The organism is Mucilaginibacter sp. L3T2-6, assembly GCF_030519355.1.
Lineage (GTDB): Bacteria > Bacteroidota > Bacteroidia > Sphingobacteriales > Sphingobacteriaceae > Mucilaginibacter.
In genome coordinates this window covers 56,964-74,910 of sequence record NZ_JAUMKC010000010.1, presented here as the reverse complement: position 1 = coordinate 74,910, position 17,947 = coordinate 56,964, and the positions used below count along the sequence as shown (strand labels likewise).

Genomic DNA, 17,947 nt, shown 5'->3' with positions numbered 1-17,947 from the left:
CGCCAAATTAACCAAATAAATTATGAAATTGATAATTTGTAAGCGCGATGATACATAACCGCAATCCCTTAACATTTGTTAAATTTATTGATACAAATGTTTTATTCAGCAGGAAATTATCGGTGTACTTTTAAATCCTTTTAACTAATATCTATTTAAAAATGCTGAAATTGCCAAAACTAGCCCTGCTATGTTTCCTCTTTATTGTCCCGGCTTTTAATATTACAAAGGGACAATCCGCGCAAAATAACATGCCCCGGATCATCAAAAAAGATGGTCGTTATGCTTTTATGGTTGATGGCAAGCCTTATTTTATGTTTGGCGGGCAGGTGCACAATTCCAGCGCCTGGCCGGGTATGATGCCGCAGGTATGGGCTGCTGTTCAGCAAATGCACCTGAACACGCTCGAAATCCCCATTTACTGGGAACAGGTAGAACCGCAGCAGGGAAAGTTCGATTTTTCGATGATAGACTTACTGCTTAAGCAAGCCCGGGAGCATAAGGTACGCTTGGTGTTGCTATGGTTTGCTACCTGGAAGAATGGCAGCAACCACTACATGCCCGAATGGATGAAGAGCAGCGCGGCGAAATATCCAAATATTACCGGGCCGGGCGGCAAACCTATCGACTCGCCCTCGCCGCACATTCAGGCTACAATGGACGCTGATATTGCAGCTTTCCGGCAAGTTATGCGGCGCCTTAAGGCGACAGACCGGCAGCATACGGTTATCATGGTGCAGGTGGAAAACGAATCGGGAGCATGGGGCAGTATGCGCGATTATTCGCCACTGGCGCAAAAGCTGTTTGAAGGGCCTGTACCTGCGGAATTATTAAAACCGGCGTTACTGCGTGAATTGCATACAGAGGACCCGGCCGGCGGCAGCTGGGAAAAAGTTTTCGGCGATAGGGCCGACGAGTATTTTCATGCATGGTCGGTAGCCAGTTTTATTGGGAATGTAGCAGCGGCCGGAAAAAAAGAGTATAATTTACCCTTATATACCAATGCTGCCTTGCGCGACCCAATAACCAATCCTAAAGCAAATACTTATGAAAGCGGCGGCCCGACAGATAACGTGATCCCCATTTGGAAGATAGCGGCCCCGGCAATCGATCTGCTTGCCCCCGACATTTACCTGCCCGAAAATGAAAAAGTGTTAAAAGTGCTGGAATTATACAGTCGCCGGGATAACCCGCTTTTTGTACCGGAGGCAGCTTTCAACGCAACAAATGCCAGGTATTTATATGAGGTGATAGCCCGTGGAGGAATAGGTTTTTCACCTTTCGGGATTGATAATAATAACCGCGGCACCTCATTTGCCGGCTTTAATAAAAGTTTAGAACCGTTTGGAAATGAATATGCTATGTTTGCTGGGATACCTCAATTGGCTGAATGGGTGCTTGCAGGAAAAATAAGCGCCGCTGTTGAACCGGAAGACCATAAAGAGCAAACCATCAACCTGGGAGCGTGGCAGGCAGTGATATCGTTTGGAAGTGCAAGGAACGCTGTGGCCCCGGCCACTGACCTTCCGCTTGGGCGCATTATGCTGGTGAAATTAACCGATGACAGATTTATCGCCATAGGCTCGCATTGCCACATCACCTTTAAACCATTAGGCGGGAATAGCGGTAAAACATGGCAATATCTTAAAGTTGAGGAAGGCAGTTACGAAAATGGTATATTTAAGCCGCTGCGCATCCTTAACGGGGACGAAACCGATTGGGGAGGACCAGCCTTTGGCGATAAACCGGAGATATTACAAATCAAGCTTATAACCCGTTAACATCAACTGTAAAAAAAATGAATACACGCCGCGATTTTATACAAAAACTGGGGCTTACCGCCCTGTCGCTGCAGCTAAAGCCCGCTGTAATTTGGGCCGCTGACTTACACAACGATGAGAAGAATTACGACGGCCCTATGCTGCGCGTTGCCCTCATGGGTCTTGGCAGTTATGCTACGCGTGTAGCGGAAGCCATGGCATATAGTAAGAAAGCAAAAGTAGCGGGCCTAATCAGCGGAACGCCATCAAAAATCAAGACATGGCAAAACCGCTATAAAATACCGGACAAAAACTGCTATAACTACGACAATTTTGACGCTATAAAGAACAATCCGGATATAGATGCCGTGTATATCATTACACCCAACGGTCTGCACCATAACCAGGCCATCCGCGTAGCAAAGGCCGGCAAACATGTAATCTGCGAAAAACCGATGGCAGTAAATGCCAAAGAAGGGCAGGAAATGGTTGATGCCTGTAAACAAGCCGGTGTGCAGTTGCTGGTTGGCTATCGCATGCATTTTGAGCCAAAAACACTTGAAGTGATACGGATGCGCAATGCCGGAGAATTTGGCAAAGTGCTGTTCTTTCAGGGATTATCAGGTTTCGAGATCGGCGACCCTTCGCAGTGGAGGCTTAACAAAAAGTTATCGGGCGGCGGCTCGATGATGGATATCGGCATTTACTCTGTAAACGGGGCGCGCTACATGGTAGGCGAGGAGCCGGTTTGGGTTACTGCACAGGAAACAAAGAACAATCCGGTAAAATTTAAGGAAGGCGTTGATGAGACCATTCAGTTTCAGTTTGGTTTTCCGGGCGGCGCAGTAGCTTCATGCCTGTCAACCTACGCCATGAACAACCTGGACAAGTTTTTCCTGAACGGCGAAAAGGGCTTTGCCGAAATGCAGCCTTCTACAGGCTATGGGCCGATAATGGGCCATACCCATAAAGGAGAGCTTACACAACCACATACTATCCACCAGGCGGTACAGATGGATGAAATGGCCGAAATTATCTTTAATAATAAAAAGCCGCCGATACCCATTGATGGAAACGAAGCGGTAAAAGACTTGAAATTGATCGATGCGGTTTATGAAGCGGTACGCACCGGTAAACGGGTTGAGGTAAGATTATAAACTGCCATATCCCTGTTGGAGCCCGAATCCAACTTTATGGGATTAGTATGAAAAACAAAGGCTTCAAAAAATTCCGGATGGGATCAATTGGCATCCTGCTTGGGTAATTGCGCATATTTTTTAGTTTTGGTTATGATCTATATCACTCAATTGATCTATATAAAAGAAGGCCGTGAAGAAATCTTTCACCAGTTTGAAGATGTAGCAATTCCACTTATTGCAAAATATAATGGTCGGCTAATGCTGCGGATACGACCGGACGACGAAGCGTTTATTGAAAATAGCGTGGAAAAACCGTACGAAGTACACCTGGTTGAATTCGATGCGGAATCTGATTTCGAAGCCTTTATGCGTGATGAGGAGCGTAAAAAGTTCCTGCATTTAAAGGATCAATCTATCAAAGCTGTGATGCTTATCAAGGGCGAAAAACTTGGGTAGCTGGCGTTAAAATGACTAGTGAATTATTCTTTTTGCCTCGTATCTGCCATTAATTTATTTTTGACACAATTTTAAACCCATGGCCCTTATACGCGTACTGGCATTTGAAGACGATGAACTGCATGCTGACATACTTAAGATGCACCTGCATAATTTAGGTTATCAAAATGCGGGGATCTATCCTGATGCTACCGACGCAGCCAGGTTGATCTCGGCTATATCACCGGATATTATCCTGATGGACATTGACCTGGCGGGCGAAATATCCGGTATAAAGGCGGCCCAAAAGATTAATACACTTTTTAATATTCCGCTCATCTATCTTACATCGTTGTCGCCCGGCACGATTATCAGCGAAGTGAAGGCAACATTCCCGGAAGCCTACCTGCGAAAGCCTTACACAGAAGACCAGTTAAGCTCAGCTATTGAGATAGCAATTCACAAATATCAGCGGGAGTTAATGTCGCCAAAATACCAGGGAGGTTTTCAGCAGTCCGACTTTTTGTATGTAAAGGTGAATAATAAATTGGTGAAGCTGCTCTACAGCGATATACTCTATATTGAGGCATACGATAAATATTGTTTTGTACATACTGCTGAGAAAAAACACATGGTAACCGGTCAGCTAAAGCAGTTGCTTCAAAAGCTTCCGCCGCGGCTGTTTCTGCAGGTACACCGGTCGTATGCCATTAATATGAACGCAATCAGCGGTATTCGCACTAACCAAAACACGGTTGAAATAGGTTCTGCGCTTATCCCGTACAGCAAAACCTATAAAGACGAGCTATACAGCCGCCTTAACGTGCTCTGATATTTCATTCGCGAATTAATTCCAGTCATTCGCGCTTTTTTTAGGCCTGTCTGCGTAATAAAATCCAGCCTTTTTTGCACCCGCAATACTTTTGTTGTCAATAAATTTTTATGACAATGAAAACATTAATTCACGAAGAGCCAGGCATAATACCGGCAAATCAAAACTCTGTACGCCACAGCATTTAACTGTTAAATCTTAATTAATCACGACTAAATCCGAGCGCAGAAATTCGCCGGACAAAACCAGCGGTTGGACGAAAATCTTACAGATAAAAATTCGTCAGGAATACTTTTGCCGCCATTAAATTTTATGACAATGAAAACACTAGTTATCGGAGGGACAGGCACAGTTGGCAGCCAGGTAGTGCAGCGCCTCCTTGAAAAAGGATATGAGTTAAGGGTTTTAACCACATCCAAAGAAAAAGCTGCAAAATTGCCTGCCGGGGTTGAGCCCTTCATCGGCAGCCTGGAATATACTGATACGCTGGAAGCAGCATTCGAAGGCATAGATAAAGTTTTTATGCTGAATGCACATACCAAAAACGAAATCTACCAGGGCTTAAATGCCATAGCAGCCGCGGTAAAAGCGGGCGTTCGCAAATTTGTTTACCAAAGTATTCACCGCGCAAGGGCAGCGGCTTACATTGATCATTTTCAATCAAAGGTATTTATTGAAGAAGCACTGAAAAAAAGCGGCCTGAACTACGTATTTGTGTGTCCTAATAACTTTTATCAGAATGATTTTTGGTTTAAGGACTCTATCACGAAAGCAAGGCTTTACAATCAGCCGATCGGCGGCATAGGCCTAAGCCGGGTTGACGTGCGGGACATTGCCGAAGTAGTAGAAAAAGTGCTGGCAATCGACAGGTACGACCACCAGACCATTGCCGTTGCGGGTCCCGAAGTGCTGACAGGTGAATTGACCGCAGCTATATTAAGCGAACACCTGGGGTATGAAGTAAGTTATATTGGCGACGATCTGCAAGTATTTAAAGATGCTTTTTCCCAATGGCTGCCGGAATGGATGGTAAATAATTGGGCAGAAATGTACGACTTTTTCCATAACAGCGGTTTAGCCGCAACACCCAAAGAATTAGAGCAATTAACGGAGATACTTGGCCATGAACCAAGGACTTACCGCCAATTTTTAAACGATTATTCAAACGTATTTACATCATGAAAAAAGCAATCACTATTATACTGGCTGTGACAGTCATAGCCGGGGTTTACTGTCTCTCCTCATGCGAAAACAGCGCCGTAGATGTTAAGGCAGCGCCACGCATGGTAACTAAGGCAGATACGATCAAAAGAGGGGAGTACCTTGTCGGAATTATGGGCTGTAACGATTGCCATTCCTCCAAATCATTCGGGCCGAAAGGTCCGGTTATTGATTCAATGACCAAACTCGGAGGATTTCTCTCGTCAAAACCCATTCCTAAAATTAGCAAATCAACAGGGCAGTGGGTGCTGTTTGCGCCAGATCTGACAGCGGCGGTTGGGCCCTGGGGAATGTCGTTCGCTGCAAACATCAGCTCAGATGCCACCGGAGTAGGAAATTGGAGCGAGGAACAATTTGTAAGGGTAATGCGCGAAGGCAAATACATGGGTCTACGGGAAGAACGCAATATTCTGCCGCCAATGCCATGGCAATCATACGGTGCGCTTGCCGACGCCGACCTGCATGCAATATTCACTTACCTGAAAAGTACAAAGCCGGTAAAGAATGTGGTTCCTGCGCCTATTGCGCCGGATAAAATTCCTGCTGAATAATGGCAGCAGGAATTTTGTAAACACAATTTCTAAAACCTATACCAGTTAAAAATGAACAAGCAAATAAGAAAATATTTTGCATGGCTGATTGCTATTGGCATTTTGATGACCCCGGCCTGCAAAAAAATTGATAATAACACCACCTCTGCGCCGTCTGTCGATCCCGGAACAGGTATAACCGAAAGCGGCCAGACCCGGGTTCAGGGTATTATAGTCAACAGTGCCGGTGACCCGCTCCCCGGAGTACAGGTTACTGTAAATAATGGCAGCCCGGTCTCCAGCGACAATAATGGTACTTTTTCCGTTGACCACGCAGCGTTTACCGACGGCAGGGTATTTATTCTTTGCAAAAAAGACGGATATTTTAACGGTTCGAAAGGAGCAATTGCTCATGATGGGAAAATTACCACGCTCAGAATAACTATGGTCGTAAAGCAGGATGTCCGTTCCTTTGCTTCTTCCGCCGGTGCGGATGTTGTTTCAAATGACGGCGTTCGCATACGGATCCCTGCAAACGGCATTGTCAACGCAACGGGTGGCAGCTTTAACGGAACGGTTAAACTGGCTACACGGTATATCAATCCCGTCGCTGGCACAATTGCCGACCAAATGCCGGGCGGTGATTTCCGCGCGATCAATAAGCAACATAAAAATGTTCAGCTGTACAGTTACGGAGCGATTGAAGTACAATTGACAACAGCTTCCGGGGAAGCTCTGCAATTAAAGACGGGTACGGAAGCCACATTAACTATTCCAATTGCTGCCGGTCAGCAGTCTTCAGCCCCCCAAACCATACCGCTATGGTATTTTGATGAGGTTAAAGGCAAATGGATAGAGGATGGCTCCGCTCAAAAGCAGGGCGATCAATACCTTGGTACGGTAAGGCACTTTACCCCCTGGAACCTTGATATGGATATTCCATGGTCAATATTAAACGGGCATGTTACATCGTGCGATGGATCAGCTGTGGGCGGCGCCACCGTGCGCATCGGGCAGAACTCCGCAATTGCCGACGATAAAGGCTACTATGAAATGTATGTGCCCGCCGGACAGGCACTGACCGGAAATGTGACCGTCTTCTCCGATAACTCTGTAGGGAGCGGCGATGTGAATATAGCTGCCATCAATGCCAATAAAACAAAAACCGTGGATTTTCAAACCGGATGCGGGGTAGTTACCCTATCCGGCCAGATGGTACAAGCCGGCGATAAGGCTATATGGGGAACAGTTGGAATTAAAACACCTAAAGGCAATTTTGTAGCTATAACTGATGCAAACGGCAAGTTTAGCCAGCCGGTACCGGCAAATGCCGCTGTTTTAGTAACCGGATATGCACATGATGGTGAGCAATCGGCAGAAATCACAGTGAATACGCCGGCTGCCGGCACAAAGGACTTGGGTAAAATATTGGTTGCGAAAGACGAGCAAAAAGCCGGACGGATCAGTTTCACACTTAATGGCGGAGGTTTTTCAAACAAGACAATGGAGATCACGTCGCCGTACAGCCCCGTAATGCCGGAAACCTACTATGTAGCATCTAATAACGAAACCGGCATAGCAAAAGCAGTTAATGGCTATAGCATTATCATTGCATTCCCCGGCAAATCAACCGGTAAACCGGAACACGTCACTATCGCTGTGGTAATGACCGCCGAGAAAAGAACGTTAACCGCTGATACCGGGGATGGGGAACTAACGCTGAATATAACTAAGTACGGTGCCGTAGGTGACGTTTTGGAAGGGACTTTTTCAGGCAAATTCAAGCAGCTGAACCCGTCGACAGGTGAACAATATGGGGATGTCACAGTGTCTAACGGCGTTTTCAAAGTTTACCGCGGACCGGATCAATAATTATTTAATTTTTATCGAAAAAAAATCATGAAAACGAAACTTATTATACTGGCTTTTATATTAATGGCCTTCACTACAGACAGCGTGCTTGACCAGCTGAACATAACAACGCAACAAGCCAACGAGAGTATTTTTGGAGCAATGTCAAGCGGGTACCTGCAATTTGACAAAGTGCTGGTAGATAAAGCACGCAGTATGCCGGTAAGCGTGCAAGTGTCCTCCACCAGGCTGCTGGTTAAGTTTATAAAAGAATATACCCAAAGCGATGCGTTTGCCAGCAGCTATAAAAAATATCGTAAAGAGCATATGGTTGGCAAGTCGCATGGCTTCAGATTGCCAAAACCGTCGGACCTGGTTAACAAAACGGTTGACAAATTTTTAAAGGGTAATGCTTCCGCCGCAGAACTACCGGGCGACCCGCAGGCCCTGGTCAGGAACAGGCTTAAGGAATTTTTGGAAGTATCGTCGACCGTAGATTTCAACGCGCAGTTAACCGGCAAAACATTTACAGACCCGGCCTACGAGAGTAAAGATCAGAAATGGAAGATGTATTACCGCGCGGGCAAGCCGGTTATTGAAGCGGCCCGGGATGAAGTAAAGAAATGGCTGCAAGAGACCGGGAATTAATAAACTACGTTCTTATGAACATAAATGCCGCAAGCTCTCTAAATGGGGAGCCTGTGGCACTTTGTCAATCCGGAACCTGCGATAAGTTCCTTAAGCGGCGAGACTTACTTTCTAAAAAGTACCTGCGGAATTAGTCTGGACGGTTTTAATAGCCAAAAATAGCTTAAACAGGAAAATTCACACTTACAGTAGTACCTGCACCCGGCGAACTGCTGATGTCAATAGTAGCGCCCACACGCTTCGCCATATAGAAGCTTGCCGCAAGGCCCACTCCTGTCCCCTTTTCGTTAGCTGTACCTTTGCTGCTAACATTTACCGGGTTCGACAGGATGTCATTGATCTTATCCTCCGGAATGCCAGTACCGGTATCCGAGATCGTTACCTTTAAATAAGTATTCTCCGGATGCAGATTGATAGAAATTACTCCCTTTTCAAAGCTAAATTTTACTGCGTTGGATATAATGTTATGGAAAATTGTAAAGCATGCATTCATGTCGGAAGTTACCATGGCAGAAAATCCGGGCGCATTAAAGTTGCAGATAATGTTTTTGGAAGATATAGCGTCTTCATATACTTCAAGCACCTCTTTAAGAAGCGTTACAATGTCCACCTGCACTTGTTCAATTTTAATATCGCCGGTTTGGGTTAACGACCAGGCGAGCAATTTGTCGAGCATCATGTGCAGGCCCTGGGTGGACTTAGCCACGCGTTCAGCCGTTTTTATCGCAGATGACATATCGCCCGAGTTAATGTAATAATGCATTAGCTTGCTGACGCTCTGCAGGGCAGCAACGGGGCTGCGCAAATCGTGTGATATGATGGAAAAAAGCCTGTCTTTACTGGAGTTAGCCTGTTGCAGCATTTGTTTTTGTAACTCCAGGTGATGGGTACGCTCTTTTACAGTCGCTTCCAGGCCCTCTACTATCTGTGTATTTTGTATGGATAGACCGATGATCTGGGAAAGCGTCATCAGGAATTCCTCATCCTCAACATCAAAGAAATTCAAGTCTTCGCTTTCGGCAGACAAGACAGCAATCAGTTTCTCGTCGGCCAGTAAAGGTATAGCAACCTGGCTTTCTGCATTCGGCAGACCCGGAAGTTCGATTATATGGATTGGCTCCTCCGCAACTTTATGTATGTACTGTTTTTGCCACGATATATTATTCAGGCGCAATTTCTTTTTACGGGCCGCCACCACGCCTATAACCCCCTGTCCGAATTTTATTTTTGCTCCCAAGCCTTTCTCACCAAAACCCCGGCTTGCAAAAACTGTTAAATGTTCTTCTCCGTCGGGAAGAAGGAGCATGGTATGTTTTAATCCAAAAATGTTATCCAGAAAGTAAAGGATATTATTAAGCTTTTCCTTCAGCGTAACCGGTTTGCTTAATTCGAGCGATATCAGGCTGACAATTTCAGTTTTTCTTCTCTCGTGGGCGATTTGCGAAGCATTGTCATTATAAGCCTCCATCATACAATACTGTAATATCAGTAGCTCTGCAGATCAGCGCTGCCTTTAGCTTAAAGCGGTCGGCCATGCCGTACATGCTGGCAATAGCTGTAAGTTGCATATCCATATTATCGAAAACTGGCCCGTCATATTTTATTTCCTCAAACACCAGGTTCATTTTCCACATCTTAATAGTTACCGGGTGTGTAAGGATCATGGTGATATTAGGATTTTCATTAATATTCTTCCATGACTTATTCATGTATTGGAAGGAGATAGCTACATGATTATCGTCCACATAAAACACCTGCGAAATGTAAGTTAAGTTTGGTATACCATCAGCAGACACTGTAGCCATCGTGCTGGGAACCACGCTTTGCATGGCAGGCAACATATCATTGGTTATACACATCTTACGCATTTATTTTGGTTCCTGTCCCGGTTTTTGGTGTTTGCTCAAAAACATCTTTCACTTTAATTACAACAGCTGCAAAATCATTATCTGCGTATGCCTTGTAAAGATTTTCTGCGGAAAACCCTTGCCGCACTAAGACTTTGCCGAATAGCTCTATAATGTTCTGCTGCCCTTCAATCAATTCCGGCTGTATTTTATCAACGCTTTCAATAAAGCCTTTAACCTGGTATGAGTCAAATGTTTCTGTACAAGCTGCCATTACCGATACCGGGGCATGCTTAATTAAGGCCGGCAATAATTCTGTCGCAAACTTGGCTGGTATATAACAGCGGATAGTATCACTGTCAATTATGCTAATGCTCGACAAGCGCGCTATCATTGGCTGTTTATCAGCATTACAGCACGATAACCAAACCGCTGAATAATAGTTAGTTAAAACAGTTACTACGTTTTTAGGCAATGAATTTAGCATAGGGTTTTAAAAATAGCACTTTTTGATTTAATAAAATTATCTGATCTTAAAAATGCGCTATCCCAAAGGTGTTACTTTTGTATTTATAAAGCTTAACGATATGAAAAACTCTCATAAATACGAATTGACCAGGGCAAGTGGTGTTGGTTTATTAGGCATTGGAGCTTCAGTACTTGGCGCACTGATTTTGGGTTCGATAGCTATCGGGGCTATGGCGGTTGGTGCGCTCGCTGTAAAGAGGTTAGCTATCAAGAACGCCGCAATTAAAGACCTCCATGTAGGCACGCTGACCGTAGACAACCTGATTGTCAAAAATCAGCAATAAAAGTTTTGAATCAGCAGTAACACAAAAGCCCCAAGTTTTTCGCTTAAGGCTTTTGTGTTAACATATTACTAATGTAATTACAATCATTTCCACCCGCCTCCGAGCGCCCTGTAAAGGCCTACACTGGCGAGGTAGATATCCTTTTTTGCTATGGCCGTTTCCAGTTCAGCCTTTAGCAGATTGCCCTGTGCGGTAATAACCTCCAGGTACGATGCCCTCCCCACCAGGTAAAGGTCGTCGGCAACTGAGACTGCATTGCGCAAAGCGTTGACCTCGGCTTGCTTCATGTCATAGTATTTGCTGTAATTTTCCATACCCTTTAAGTTGTCCAGCACCTCCCTGTAGCCCGTCAGCGCTGCTTTCTGATAGCTGTACAAAGCTGTTTTTCCTTCCGCAATTTTATAATTGTAGTCAGATTTAATTTTTTTCCGGTTAAGCACCGGTGCGGTAATTCCTCCAATAATCCCGAAGACGGCCGAAGCCGGGTTGAACAACAGCGCCGCTTTGAACGCATTATAGCCTACGTAAGGAGTAAGCGTCAGCGACGGGAAAAAAGCAGCGCGCGCGCTCCGGATATCAGCGTTCATCGCCAAAAGTTCTTGTTCTGCCTGCTGTATATCCGGCCTGTTACGAAGCATTTGAGCCGGCACACCCGTTTTAAGCGGCTCGGGCAAATGCAACGCAATTATGGAAGTGTCGCGTTTTACGGCGCTGTTAAAGCCACCTGTCAGCCACTTTAGTTCGTTTTCAGTTTCGGCAACCTGTTGGGCATTACTGTAGCCCAAAGCACGCGTATTTGCCAATTGCGCTTCAAACTGCTGTACAGCCAGTTCAGTTGCACGGCCGCCAAGCTTCTGTATCTTAACTATTTCAACGGCTTTTTCCTGCAAATTCACATTTTTACGGATTATAGCGGCTTCCATATCCAGTGCAAGCAATTCATAATAACGTGTAGCAACCGCGGCGGTTAATTCGGTTTTTATCCATTTATAGCCGCTTTGGCTGGCCAGGAAACGTGCCAGGGCCGCTTTCTGCTCATTTTTTAATTTACCCCATATATCCACCTCCCACGAGCTTCTAAACCCAGCAAAATAGTCGGTTGCCGGCGTTGGTATGTGCTGCTTGCTGTTAATATTCGGCGATAGGTTAGTATCGTAGTTGCCAACACCGTTCATGGTGTAATCCCCATAGCGTTCCACACCAGCGCTCAGGCTGAGGTCTACAGACGGCAGCCGGGCCGAACGCTTAAAATTTAGCTGCGATTCTGCCAGTTGAATACGCTGAAAAGCAGAAAGTACGTCAGGATTGTCTGCTATAGCGGTGTCGATAAGTTGCAGCAGGTAGCTGTCTTTAAAAAAAGTATGTACCGGTATGTCTGCACTACTTAGCGTATCACTTTGGGTTTTAAAAGTATCCGGCACCGCGGCCGTCGGTTTAATAGTAACTGCCTTGTAGTTGCTGCATCCCGCCAGCAGCAACCCGGAGAGTATTATATTTAATGTTTTTATTTTCAATTTCATACGGATTCTATTTACTGTTCTACCTCAATTGCATCCACTGTCTCGGTTACAGGTAGTTCTGCTATAGATTTTCTCTTTTTCAATGACGTAAAGACTACATACAGGCCCGGTACGAGGATGACCCCGAAAATAGTACCGAAAAGCATGCCCCCGGCTGCCGCTGTGCCGATAGAACGGTTACCCATCGCGCCAGCGCCTGAGGCGATGCATAGCGGGATCAACCCTGCTATAAATGCCAGCGATGTCATCAGAATAGGGCGTAGACGTGAAACGGCACCCTCAATGGCTGCCTTTAAGGGAGTTATACCATTACGCTGCCTTTGAACGGCAAACTCTATAATTAAAATTGCATTTTTACCAAGCAGTCCGATAAGCATAACCAGTGCCACCTGGGCGTAGATATTATTCTCAAGCCCCAGCACTTTCAGGAAAAAGAATGCGCCGAATATGCCGGCAGGCAACGAAAGGATAACAGGCAGCGGAAGAAGGAAACTTTCATACTGAGCAGCAAGCAGCAGGTAAACAAAAACGAGGCAGATGATAAATATATATACTACCTGGCTGCCCGATAAAACTTCTTCCCGTGTCATGCCCGACCATTCGAAAGTATATCCTTTGGGTAAGGTTTTCGCTGCTACCTGTTGTATGGTTTTAATGGCATCGCCACTGCTATAGCCCGGTTCTGCATCGCCTGTAACCATTGCGGACGTGTACATGTTATAACGTGTGAGCTGTTCCGGCCCGAAAACCCGTTTCATGCTAATAAAGGTGGAAAAGGGTACCATTTCACCTTTATTATTTTTGATCATCAACCGCAAAACATCCTCCGGCTTGCTGCGGAATTCCGGCGAGGCTTGCACCATTACCTTATAAAGCTGCCCGAAGCGAATGAAGTTGGAAGCGTAAAAGCTGCCCATCAGCGTTTGCAGGGTAGACATGGCTTCATCTATCGTGATTCCTTTTTGGGCTGCAACGGCCTGATCAACGGAGATCATATACTGCGGAAAGCTTGCATCAAATGTGCTGAATGCACCGGATATTTGGGGCGTTTCGTTCAATGCTTTAACAAAGCGGTTATTGACATCGGCTGTCTGCTGAAAATCTGCCTGGCCGGTTTTATCGAGCACCCTGATCTCGAAGCCGCTTGAATTACCAAAGCCCGGTACTGTTGGTGGCGGAAAGAACTGTATATCAGCGTCGGCGATATTGCGGCAGCGGTGCTCGAGGTCTTTTATAACCTCGTTGACAGACTGCTTGCGTTCGTCCCAGTCCTTTAGGTTTATCATCACCATCCCATAAGAGGCGCCCGCGATATCATTTACCAGGCTGTAGCCGGACAGTGTAGAAACTGACTCCACCCCTTCGACCTTTTTTGCCTGGCGGTAAACCGCCGACACAACCTGTTCAGTACGCTCAACGGTGGCTCCAGGCGGGGTGGTAACGTTTACATAAATCTGTCCCTGGTCTTCAGTGGGAATAAAACCGGATGGCAACAGCGCGCTTAGTCCCCACGTAGCGGCAAAAAAGAAAACAAGCATAGCTATAGAAATCAGCCTGCGTCCGGCAATTCTGCGTAAGAGACTAGCATACCGGTTTGATACTTTATCATAACGATTATTAAAGCCCCTAAAAAAGCGTGCTAAAATACCTTTATGTTTTGCGGGGTCATGATGGCGCAGCATCAAAGCGCAAAGGGCGGGTGTCAGCGTTACCGCGTTGATACCTGATATGACAATAGCGAATGCCAGCGTGAGGGAAAATTGCCTGTAAAATACCCCCACAGGACCGGACATAAATGCTACCGGAACAAATACAGCCGACATTACCAGTGTGATCGCGATGATCGCACCGCTGATCTCTTTCATAGCCGCTATAGTTGCTTCCATAGGCGGCAGATGTTGCTCGCTCATTTTAACGTGAACAGCCTCAACTACCACTATGGCATTATCTACTACAATGCCAATTGCCAGTACCAGTGCAAAAAGCGTAAGCAGGTTGATGGAAAAGCCCAGCATCTGCATAAAAAACAAGGTGCCCACCAGTGCGACCGGTACGGCCAGCGCCGAAATCAGCGTCGAACGAAAATCCTGGAGGAACAGGTAGACAACTATGAATACCAGTATGAAAGCTTCCACCAGCGTCCGCAAAACTTCGTGTATTGATGCATCTAAAAATCTTGAAACATCGTAGTTTACGTTATAGCTCATCCCCGGCGGAAAGGTTGCTTTTTGCAATTCCGCCATTCGTTTTTTTATGTTAGTGATCACTTCGCGGGCGTTAGAGCCAGGACGCTGTTTGATCATGATAGATGCAGAGGGCCGGCCGTCGGTTTTTGAAACCATGCCGTAGGTAAGCGCCCCGAATTCAACATCAGCAACCTCCCGCAACCGCAGCACCGAGCCGTTATCGTCGGCTCTCACCACGATATTACGGTACTGCTCCGGCTCGAAGAACTTTCCGGGGTAGCGAAGCACATATTGCAACAGTTGCGGTGATTTATCTGAGCTTAGGCCTGTTTTTCCGGGTGCGGCCTCAACATTTTGCGCGCGGATTGCTTTGATAACGTCATCTGTAGATACGTGGTAGGCGGTCATGCGGTCGGGCTTCAACCAAACCCGCATGGCATATTCTTTTGCGCCCATGATCTCGGCCAGCCCAACGCCTTCAATGCGTTTAAGCTCCTGGAGAATATTAATATCGGTAAAATTATAAATGAATTTTTCGTCGAGCGTGGTGTCCGTGCTCATTACGTTGAGGTACATCAGCATACTGTTCACCTCTTTTTCGGTAGTAACACCGGCTTTAATCACCTCTTCAGGTAATTCGTCAATTATGGTAGACACACGGTTCTGAACACTAACAGCAGCTTTATCCGGATCGGTGCCGACGTTGAAGAACACCTCGATAACAGTTAAGCCATCATTGCTGCATACAGTGGACATATACGTCATGCCGGGCACGCCGTTAATAGCTCGTTCTAACGGCGTTGCCACCGCCTTCGCGCATACATCGGCATTTGCACCGGTATAATTGGCTGTTACGGTTACTGACGGCGGCACAATATCCGGAAACTGGGTAACCGGCAGCCCGACGAGCGCCAGAACACCCAATAATACAATCAATAGAGAAATAACCAGCGACAGCACAGGCCGCCTGATAAATAAATTAAACATGTGGAAACGCTTAACAGGTAAAACAAAAAAACTCTCTTGCCAGCAATCTAATTGCTCATTGCCAGAACGTGTGTCTTGGCAGGCACAGGCTTAATAACCATTCCGTCGCGCACCTTTTGTGCGCCTTCGAAAAGGATTTTTTCTCCGGCCTTTAAGCCGTCCTGTACAATAAAGCAATGCTCCAGCCGGGTGCGCGGAGTAAAGCTTTTCATATGGAGTTTGTTTTGCGCGTCTAGTGTATACACATAGTTTTTATCCTGAATATCAAATACAGCCTGCTGCGGTACCAGTACTGCATTATTTACTGCCGATGACAGATATAATTTGGCTGTGGCGCCATGCCGCAGTAGCTTTTGCGGGTTCGGAAAAGTAGCCCGAAAATCAATCGAGCCGGTATTTTGTTCTATTTGGCCTTCAACCGTTTCAATGTGGCCCTTGTAAGGATAGGAGCTGCCATCTGACAATACCAGCTGCACCTGCTGGTTTTCTTTTTTTGAAGTTTTTGACCGCTCGTACTGCAGGTACTCATTCTCAGGAAAACTGAAATAGGCATACATGGAACTGATGTCCGACAAATCGGTTAACAAAGCACCTTCTTCCAGCAAACTGCCGGCTTTAAGCGGTATCCGGTCCAGGATGCCATCAAAGGGCGCCCGTATACTGGTGTAAGCTACGTGGTTTTCGGCGGCCTGTACCGATGTCCGTGCTTCCTCAACAGTTGCCCGGTCGGCCTTTAGCCTGGTCATGGCCACTTCCAGTTCAGATTTTGCCACTACCTTTTTGTCGACCAGCAGTTTTATACGGTCTGCTTCCAGCTCGGTGGCTTTGGCCGCGGCAATGGCATTGTCAAGCGCGGCTTTGGCTTTACTTAGCGCCACACGATATTCCTCATCATTAATTTTAAACAGCAACTGGCCTTTTTTTACGGATTGACCTTCATCTACATAAATTTTCTCTAAAAAACCCTTCACACGGGTGCGAATCTCAATATTACGCATCGCCTGTATATCTGCCACATAGGGGGTTTGTATGGTGGTATCTTTAGCCTGTAAAGTAATTACAGGCAGTTCCGGCACATCTTGCACGGTGGTTGTATTTTGGCTGGCTGCCGTACAGCCGCATATAAACAGCGGTAGCAAGCCCAGCATCCATAGGATGTTCGATTTTAAAATTTTCATTTGTTTTATTACTGTTGACAATAAGGCGGCGAAAGCCGCAATAATACTATGCGCGGTTATGCGCTGGCTACAGTAAAAAAATCAGAAGGGACTTAGCCGGAAAAGAAAATGATGATGGGGAGGCAGGAAAATCCGGTTTTCCCATATTTTGTGTACAAACGGGGGTAAAACCGTTTCCGGAGTGTAAAGAGAAAAACCAGGTACTTGTTCACCACAAACATCCAACCCGAGGTTTCGCGAAACTACATAACGATATTTAGGGGCCGCATGATGTGAGCCGTGACCTTTTTGCGGCTTAGCATCAAATACGTGATTATAAATTATTTCGAGCAGGGTGTTATCCGGATGCGAAATTGTCGTCTCGCAGGAACTTGTATACGCATTGGGAACCTCGGAGAAGACCGGGTGAAAGCAGACCAGCGCGTTGATTAGCCATGCTGCCAGTACGATATGAAGAGATCGCTTCAGCACGCTGCAAAGATAAGAAATTTTGCGCACAGGAGCAATATTTAATTGAATTGCCGGGTGAGAAGAGACGGACCTACCCAGTTACGCGCCATCAGGTTTATATCATAATTTAAACCTGAATGGGCTTTAAGTGTTAGGTTAATATGATAACATCCGGAGAAAAAATAAAGATTAGCGCAAGTGATCACCTTGCCAATGAACGCACTTTTCTTGCGTGGATACGTACCAGTATAGCCCTGATGGGCTTTGGGTTCGTGGTAGTTAAGTTTTCGCTTTTCATCCGCCAGTTGTCACTGGTAGTTAGCGGCCACGAGGTAAGCCCGCCAAAAGGGTTCTCCGGCGTTATCGGTATGTGCCTGGTGGCTATCGGAGCGTTAACCGCACTCATTGGCTATACGCGCTATAAGCGAATAGAGCGGCAATTGCTATCGCAAGCTTTTTATCCTTCGTCCCGATTGTTGATGCTGCTGACAATTGGTGTTGTAGTTGGCAGCTTGTTGTTACTGTATTATCTTTTGCCGAATTTATAAGGA

17 protein-coding genes are annotated in these 17,947 nt (G+C 46.0%); 10 read left to right on the top strand and 7 right to left on the bottom strand.

The annotated features are described in order from the left end of the window. Window positions 1-161 precede the first annotated feature (161 nt). From Q3W13_RS12785 to Q3W13_RS12750, 8 genes are all read left to right on the top strand, one after another. Window positions 162-1,781 (top strand): DUF5597 domain-containing protein, encoded by a 1,620-nt coding sequence (locus Q3W13_RS12785; protein ID WP_302864415.1) that lies wholly within the window; start codon window positions 162-164, stop codon window positions 1,779-1,781. A gap of 17 nt (window positions 1,782-1,798) precedes the next feature. Next, on the top strand, window positions 1,799-2,917 hold the full coding sequence (locus Q3W13_RS12780; RefSeq protein ID WP_302864413.1) for a Gfo/Idh/MocA family protein: 1,119 nt from the start codon (window positions 1,799-1,801) through the stop codon (window positions 2,915-2,917). 132 nt (window positions 2,918-3,049) lie between these two features. Then, the gene (locus tag Q3W13_RS12775; RefSeq protein ID WP_302864411.1) at window positions 3,050-3,355 is read left to right on the top strand and encodes a hypothetical protein; all 306 of its coding nucleotides are present in this window, start codon (window positions 3,050-3,052) and stop codon (window positions 3,353-3,355) included. A 79-nt stretch (window positions 3,356-3,434) separates the two neighbouring features. Then, window positions 3,435-4,166 carry a LytTR family DNA-binding domain-containing protein gene (locus tag Q3W13_RS12770; RefSeq protein ID WP_302864409.1) on the top strand — a complete coding sequence of 244 codons (732 nt, stop codon included), beginning with the start codon at window positions 3,435-3,437 and terminating at the stop codon, window positions 4,164-4,166. A 318-nt stretch (window positions 4,167-4,484) separates the two neighbouring features. Beyond that, complete coding sequence (locus tag Q3W13_RS12765; protein ID WP_302864407.1) at window positions 4,485-5,348, top strand: SDR family oxidoreductase; 864 nt, start codon at window positions 4,485-4,487, stop codon at window positions 5,346-5,348. Then, window positions 5,345-5,938, top strand: a complete 594-nt coding sequence (locus Q3W13_RS12760; protein ID WP_302864405.1) for a diheme cytochrome c-553 — start codon at window positions 5,345-5,347, stop codon at window positions 5,936-5,938. The genes Q3W13_RS12765 and Q3W13_RS12760 overlap by 4 nt, the downstream gene beginning before the upstream one ends. Window positions 5,939-5,989: 51 nt before the next feature. Then, complete coding sequence (locus tag Q3W13_RS12755) at window positions 5,990-7,789, top strand: carboxypeptidase-like regulatory domain-containing protein (RefSeq protein WP_302864404.1); 1,800 nt, start codon at window positions 5,990-5,992, stop codon at window positions 7,787-7,789. Window positions 7,790-7,816: 27 nt separating this feature from the next. Then, a complete protein-coding gene (locus Q3W13_RS12750) occupies window positions 7,817-8,416 on the top strand; it encodes a hypothetical protein (RefSeq protein WP_302864403.1) in 600 nt (199 codons plus the stop codon). A gap of 163 nt (window positions 8,417-8,579) precedes the next feature. Here Q3W13_RS12750 and Q3W13_RS12745 read toward each other — a convergent pair whose 3' ends face one another. Genes Q3W13_RS12745 through Q3W13_RS12735 form a run of 3 tightly spaced genes read right to left on the bottom strand, consistent with a single transcriptional unit; the run spans window position 8,580 to window position 10,750 of the window. Continuing rightward, on the bottom strand, window positions 8,580-9,887 hold the full coding sequence (locus Q3W13_RS12745; protein WP_302864401.1) for a GAF domain-containing sensor histidine kinase: 1,308 nt from the start codon (window positions 9,885-9,887) through the stop codon (window positions 8,580-8,582). After that, window positions 9,871-10,275, bottom strand: coding sequence for a pyridoxamine 5'-phosphate oxidase family protein (locus tag Q3W13_RS12740; protein ID WP_302864399.1), 405 nt, complete (start codon window positions 10,273-10,275; stop codon window positions 9,871-9,873). Before Q3W13_RS12740 ends, Q3W13_RS12745 begins: the two co-directional genes overlap by 17 nt. A 1-nt stretch (window position 10,276) precedes the next feature. Further along, on the bottom strand, window positions 10,277-10,750 hold the full coding sequence (locus Q3W13_RS12735) for a hypothetical protein (protein WP_302864397.1): 474 nt from the start codon (window positions 10,748-10,750) through the stop codon (window positions 10,277-10,279). Window positions 10,751-10,802: 52 nt separating this feature from the next. Between Q3W13_RS12735 and Q3W13_RS12730 the strand changes: the two genes are divergently transcribed. Beyond that, window positions 10,803-11,075, top strand: coding sequence for a hypothetical protein (locus Q3W13_RS12730; protein ID WP_302864395.1), 273 nt, complete (start codon window positions 10,803-10,805; stop codon window positions 11,073-11,075). Window positions 11,076-11,158: 83 nt separating this feature from the next. On the opposite strand, the gene Q3W13_RS12725 is transcribed toward Q3W13_RS12730, so the two are convergent. From Q3W13_RS12725 to Q3W13_RS12710, 4 genes are all read right to left on the bottom strand, one after another. Then, window positions 11,159-12,595 (bottom strand): TolC family protein, encoded by a 1,437-nt coding sequence (locus Q3W13_RS12725; protein ID WP_302864393.1) that lies wholly within the window; start codon window positions 12,593-12,595, stop codon window positions 11,159-11,161. An 11-nt stretch (window positions 12,596-12,606) separates the two neighbouring features. Beyond that, window positions 12,607-15,768 (bottom strand): efflux RND transporter permease subunit, encoded by a 3,162-nt coding sequence (locus tag Q3W13_RS12720; RefSeq protein WP_302864392.1) that lies wholly within the window; start codon window positions 15,766-15,768, stop codon window positions 12,607-12,609. A gap of 47 nt (window positions 15,769-15,815) precedes the next feature. Beyond that, on the bottom strand, window positions 15,816-16,946 hold the full coding sequence (locus Q3W13_RS12715; RefSeq protein ID WP_302864390.1) for an efflux RND transporter periplasmic adaptor subunit: 1,131 nt from the start codon (window positions 16,944-16,946) through the stop codon (window positions 15,816-15,818). 81 nt (window positions 16,947-17,027) lie between these two features. After that, window positions 17,028-17,444 (bottom strand): hypothetical protein, encoded by a 417-nt coding sequence (locus tag Q3W13_RS12710; RefSeq protein ID WP_302864388.1) that lies wholly within the window; start codon window positions 17,442-17,444, stop codon window positions 17,028-17,030. Between the two features lie 113 nt (window positions 17,445-17,557). Between Q3W13_RS12710 and Q3W13_RS12705 the strand changes: the two genes are divergently transcribed. Continuing rightward, window positions 17,558-17,944: a YidH family protein gene (locus Q3W13_RS12705; protein WP_302864386.1), complete on the top strand. Its 387-nt coding sequence runs from the start codon at window positions 17,558-17,560 to the stop codon at window positions 17,942-17,944. The last annotated feature ends 3 nt before the right edge of the window (window positions 17,945-17,947 follow it).

What these genes read in the sequence shown, in the direction of transcription:
- Q3W13_RS12785 (WP_302864415.1), top strand. Translation starts at nt 162, where the DNA reads ATGCTGAAATTGCCAAAACTAGCCCTGCTATGTTTCCTCTTTATTGTC.
- Q3W13_RS12780 (WP_302864413.1), top strand. Translation starts at nt 1,799, where the DNA reads ATGAATACACGCCGCGATTTTATACAAAAACTGGGGCTTACCGCCCTG.
- Q3W13_RS12775 (WP_302864411.1), top strand. Translation starts at nt 3,050, where the DNA reads ATGATCTATATCACTCAATTGATCTATATAAAAGAAGGCCGTGAAGAA.
- Q3W13_RS12770 (WP_302864409.1), top strand. Translation starts at nt 3,435, where the DNA reads ATGGCCCTTATACGCGTACTGGCATTTGAAGACGATGAACTGCATGCT.
- Q3W13_RS12765 (WP_302864407.1), top strand. Translation starts at nt 4,485, where the DNA reads ATGAAAACACTAGTTATCGGAGGGACAGGCACAGTTGGCAGCCAGGTA.
- Q3W13_RS12760 (WP_302864405.1), top strand. Translation starts at nt 5,345, where the DNA reads ATGAAAAAAGCAATCACTATTATACTGGCTGTGACAGTCATAGCCGGG.
- Q3W13_RS12755 (WP_302864404.1), top strand. Translation starts at nt 5,990, where the DNA reads ATGAACAAGCAAATAAGAAAATATTTTGCATGGCTGATTGCTATTGGC.
- Q3W13_RS12750 (WP_302864403.1), top strand. Translation starts at nt 7,817, where the DNA reads ATGAAAACGAAACTTATTATACTGGCTTTTATATTAATGGCCTTCACT.
- Q3W13_RS12745 (WP_302864401.1), bottom strand. Translation starts at nt 9,887, where the DNA reads ATGATGGAGGCTTATAATGACAATGCTTCGCAAATCGCCCACGAGAGA.
- Q3W13_RS12740 (WP_302864399.1), bottom strand. Translation starts at nt 10,275, where the DNA reads ATGTGTATAACCAATGATATGTTGCCTGCCATGCAAAGCGTGGTTCCC.
- Q3W13_RS12735 (WP_302864397.1), bottom strand. Translation starts at nt 10,750, where the DNA reads ATGCTAAATTCATTGCCTAAAAACGTAGTAACTGTTTTAACTAACTAT.
- Q3W13_RS12730 (WP_302864395.1), top strand. Translation starts at nt 10,803, where the DNA reads ATGCGCTATCCCAAAGGTGTTACTTTTGTATTTATAAAGCTTAACGAT.
- Q3W13_RS12725 (WP_302864393.1), bottom strand. Translation starts at nt 12,595, where the DNA reads ATGAAATTGAAAATAAAAACATTAAATATAATACTCTCCGGGTTGCTG.
- Q3W13_RS12720 (WP_302864392.1), bottom strand. Translation starts at nt 15,768, where the DNA reads ATGTTTAATTTATTTATCAGGCGGCCTGTGCTGTCGCTGGTTATTTCT.
- Q3W13_RS12715 (WP_302864390.1), bottom strand. Translation starts at nt 16,946, where the DNA reads ATGAAAATTTTAAAATCGAACATCCTATGGATGCTGGGCTTGCTACCG.
- Q3W13_RS12705 (WP_302864386.1), top strand. Translation starts at nt 17,558, where the DNA reads ATGATAACATCCGGAGAAAAAATAAAGATTAGCGCAAGTGATCACCTT.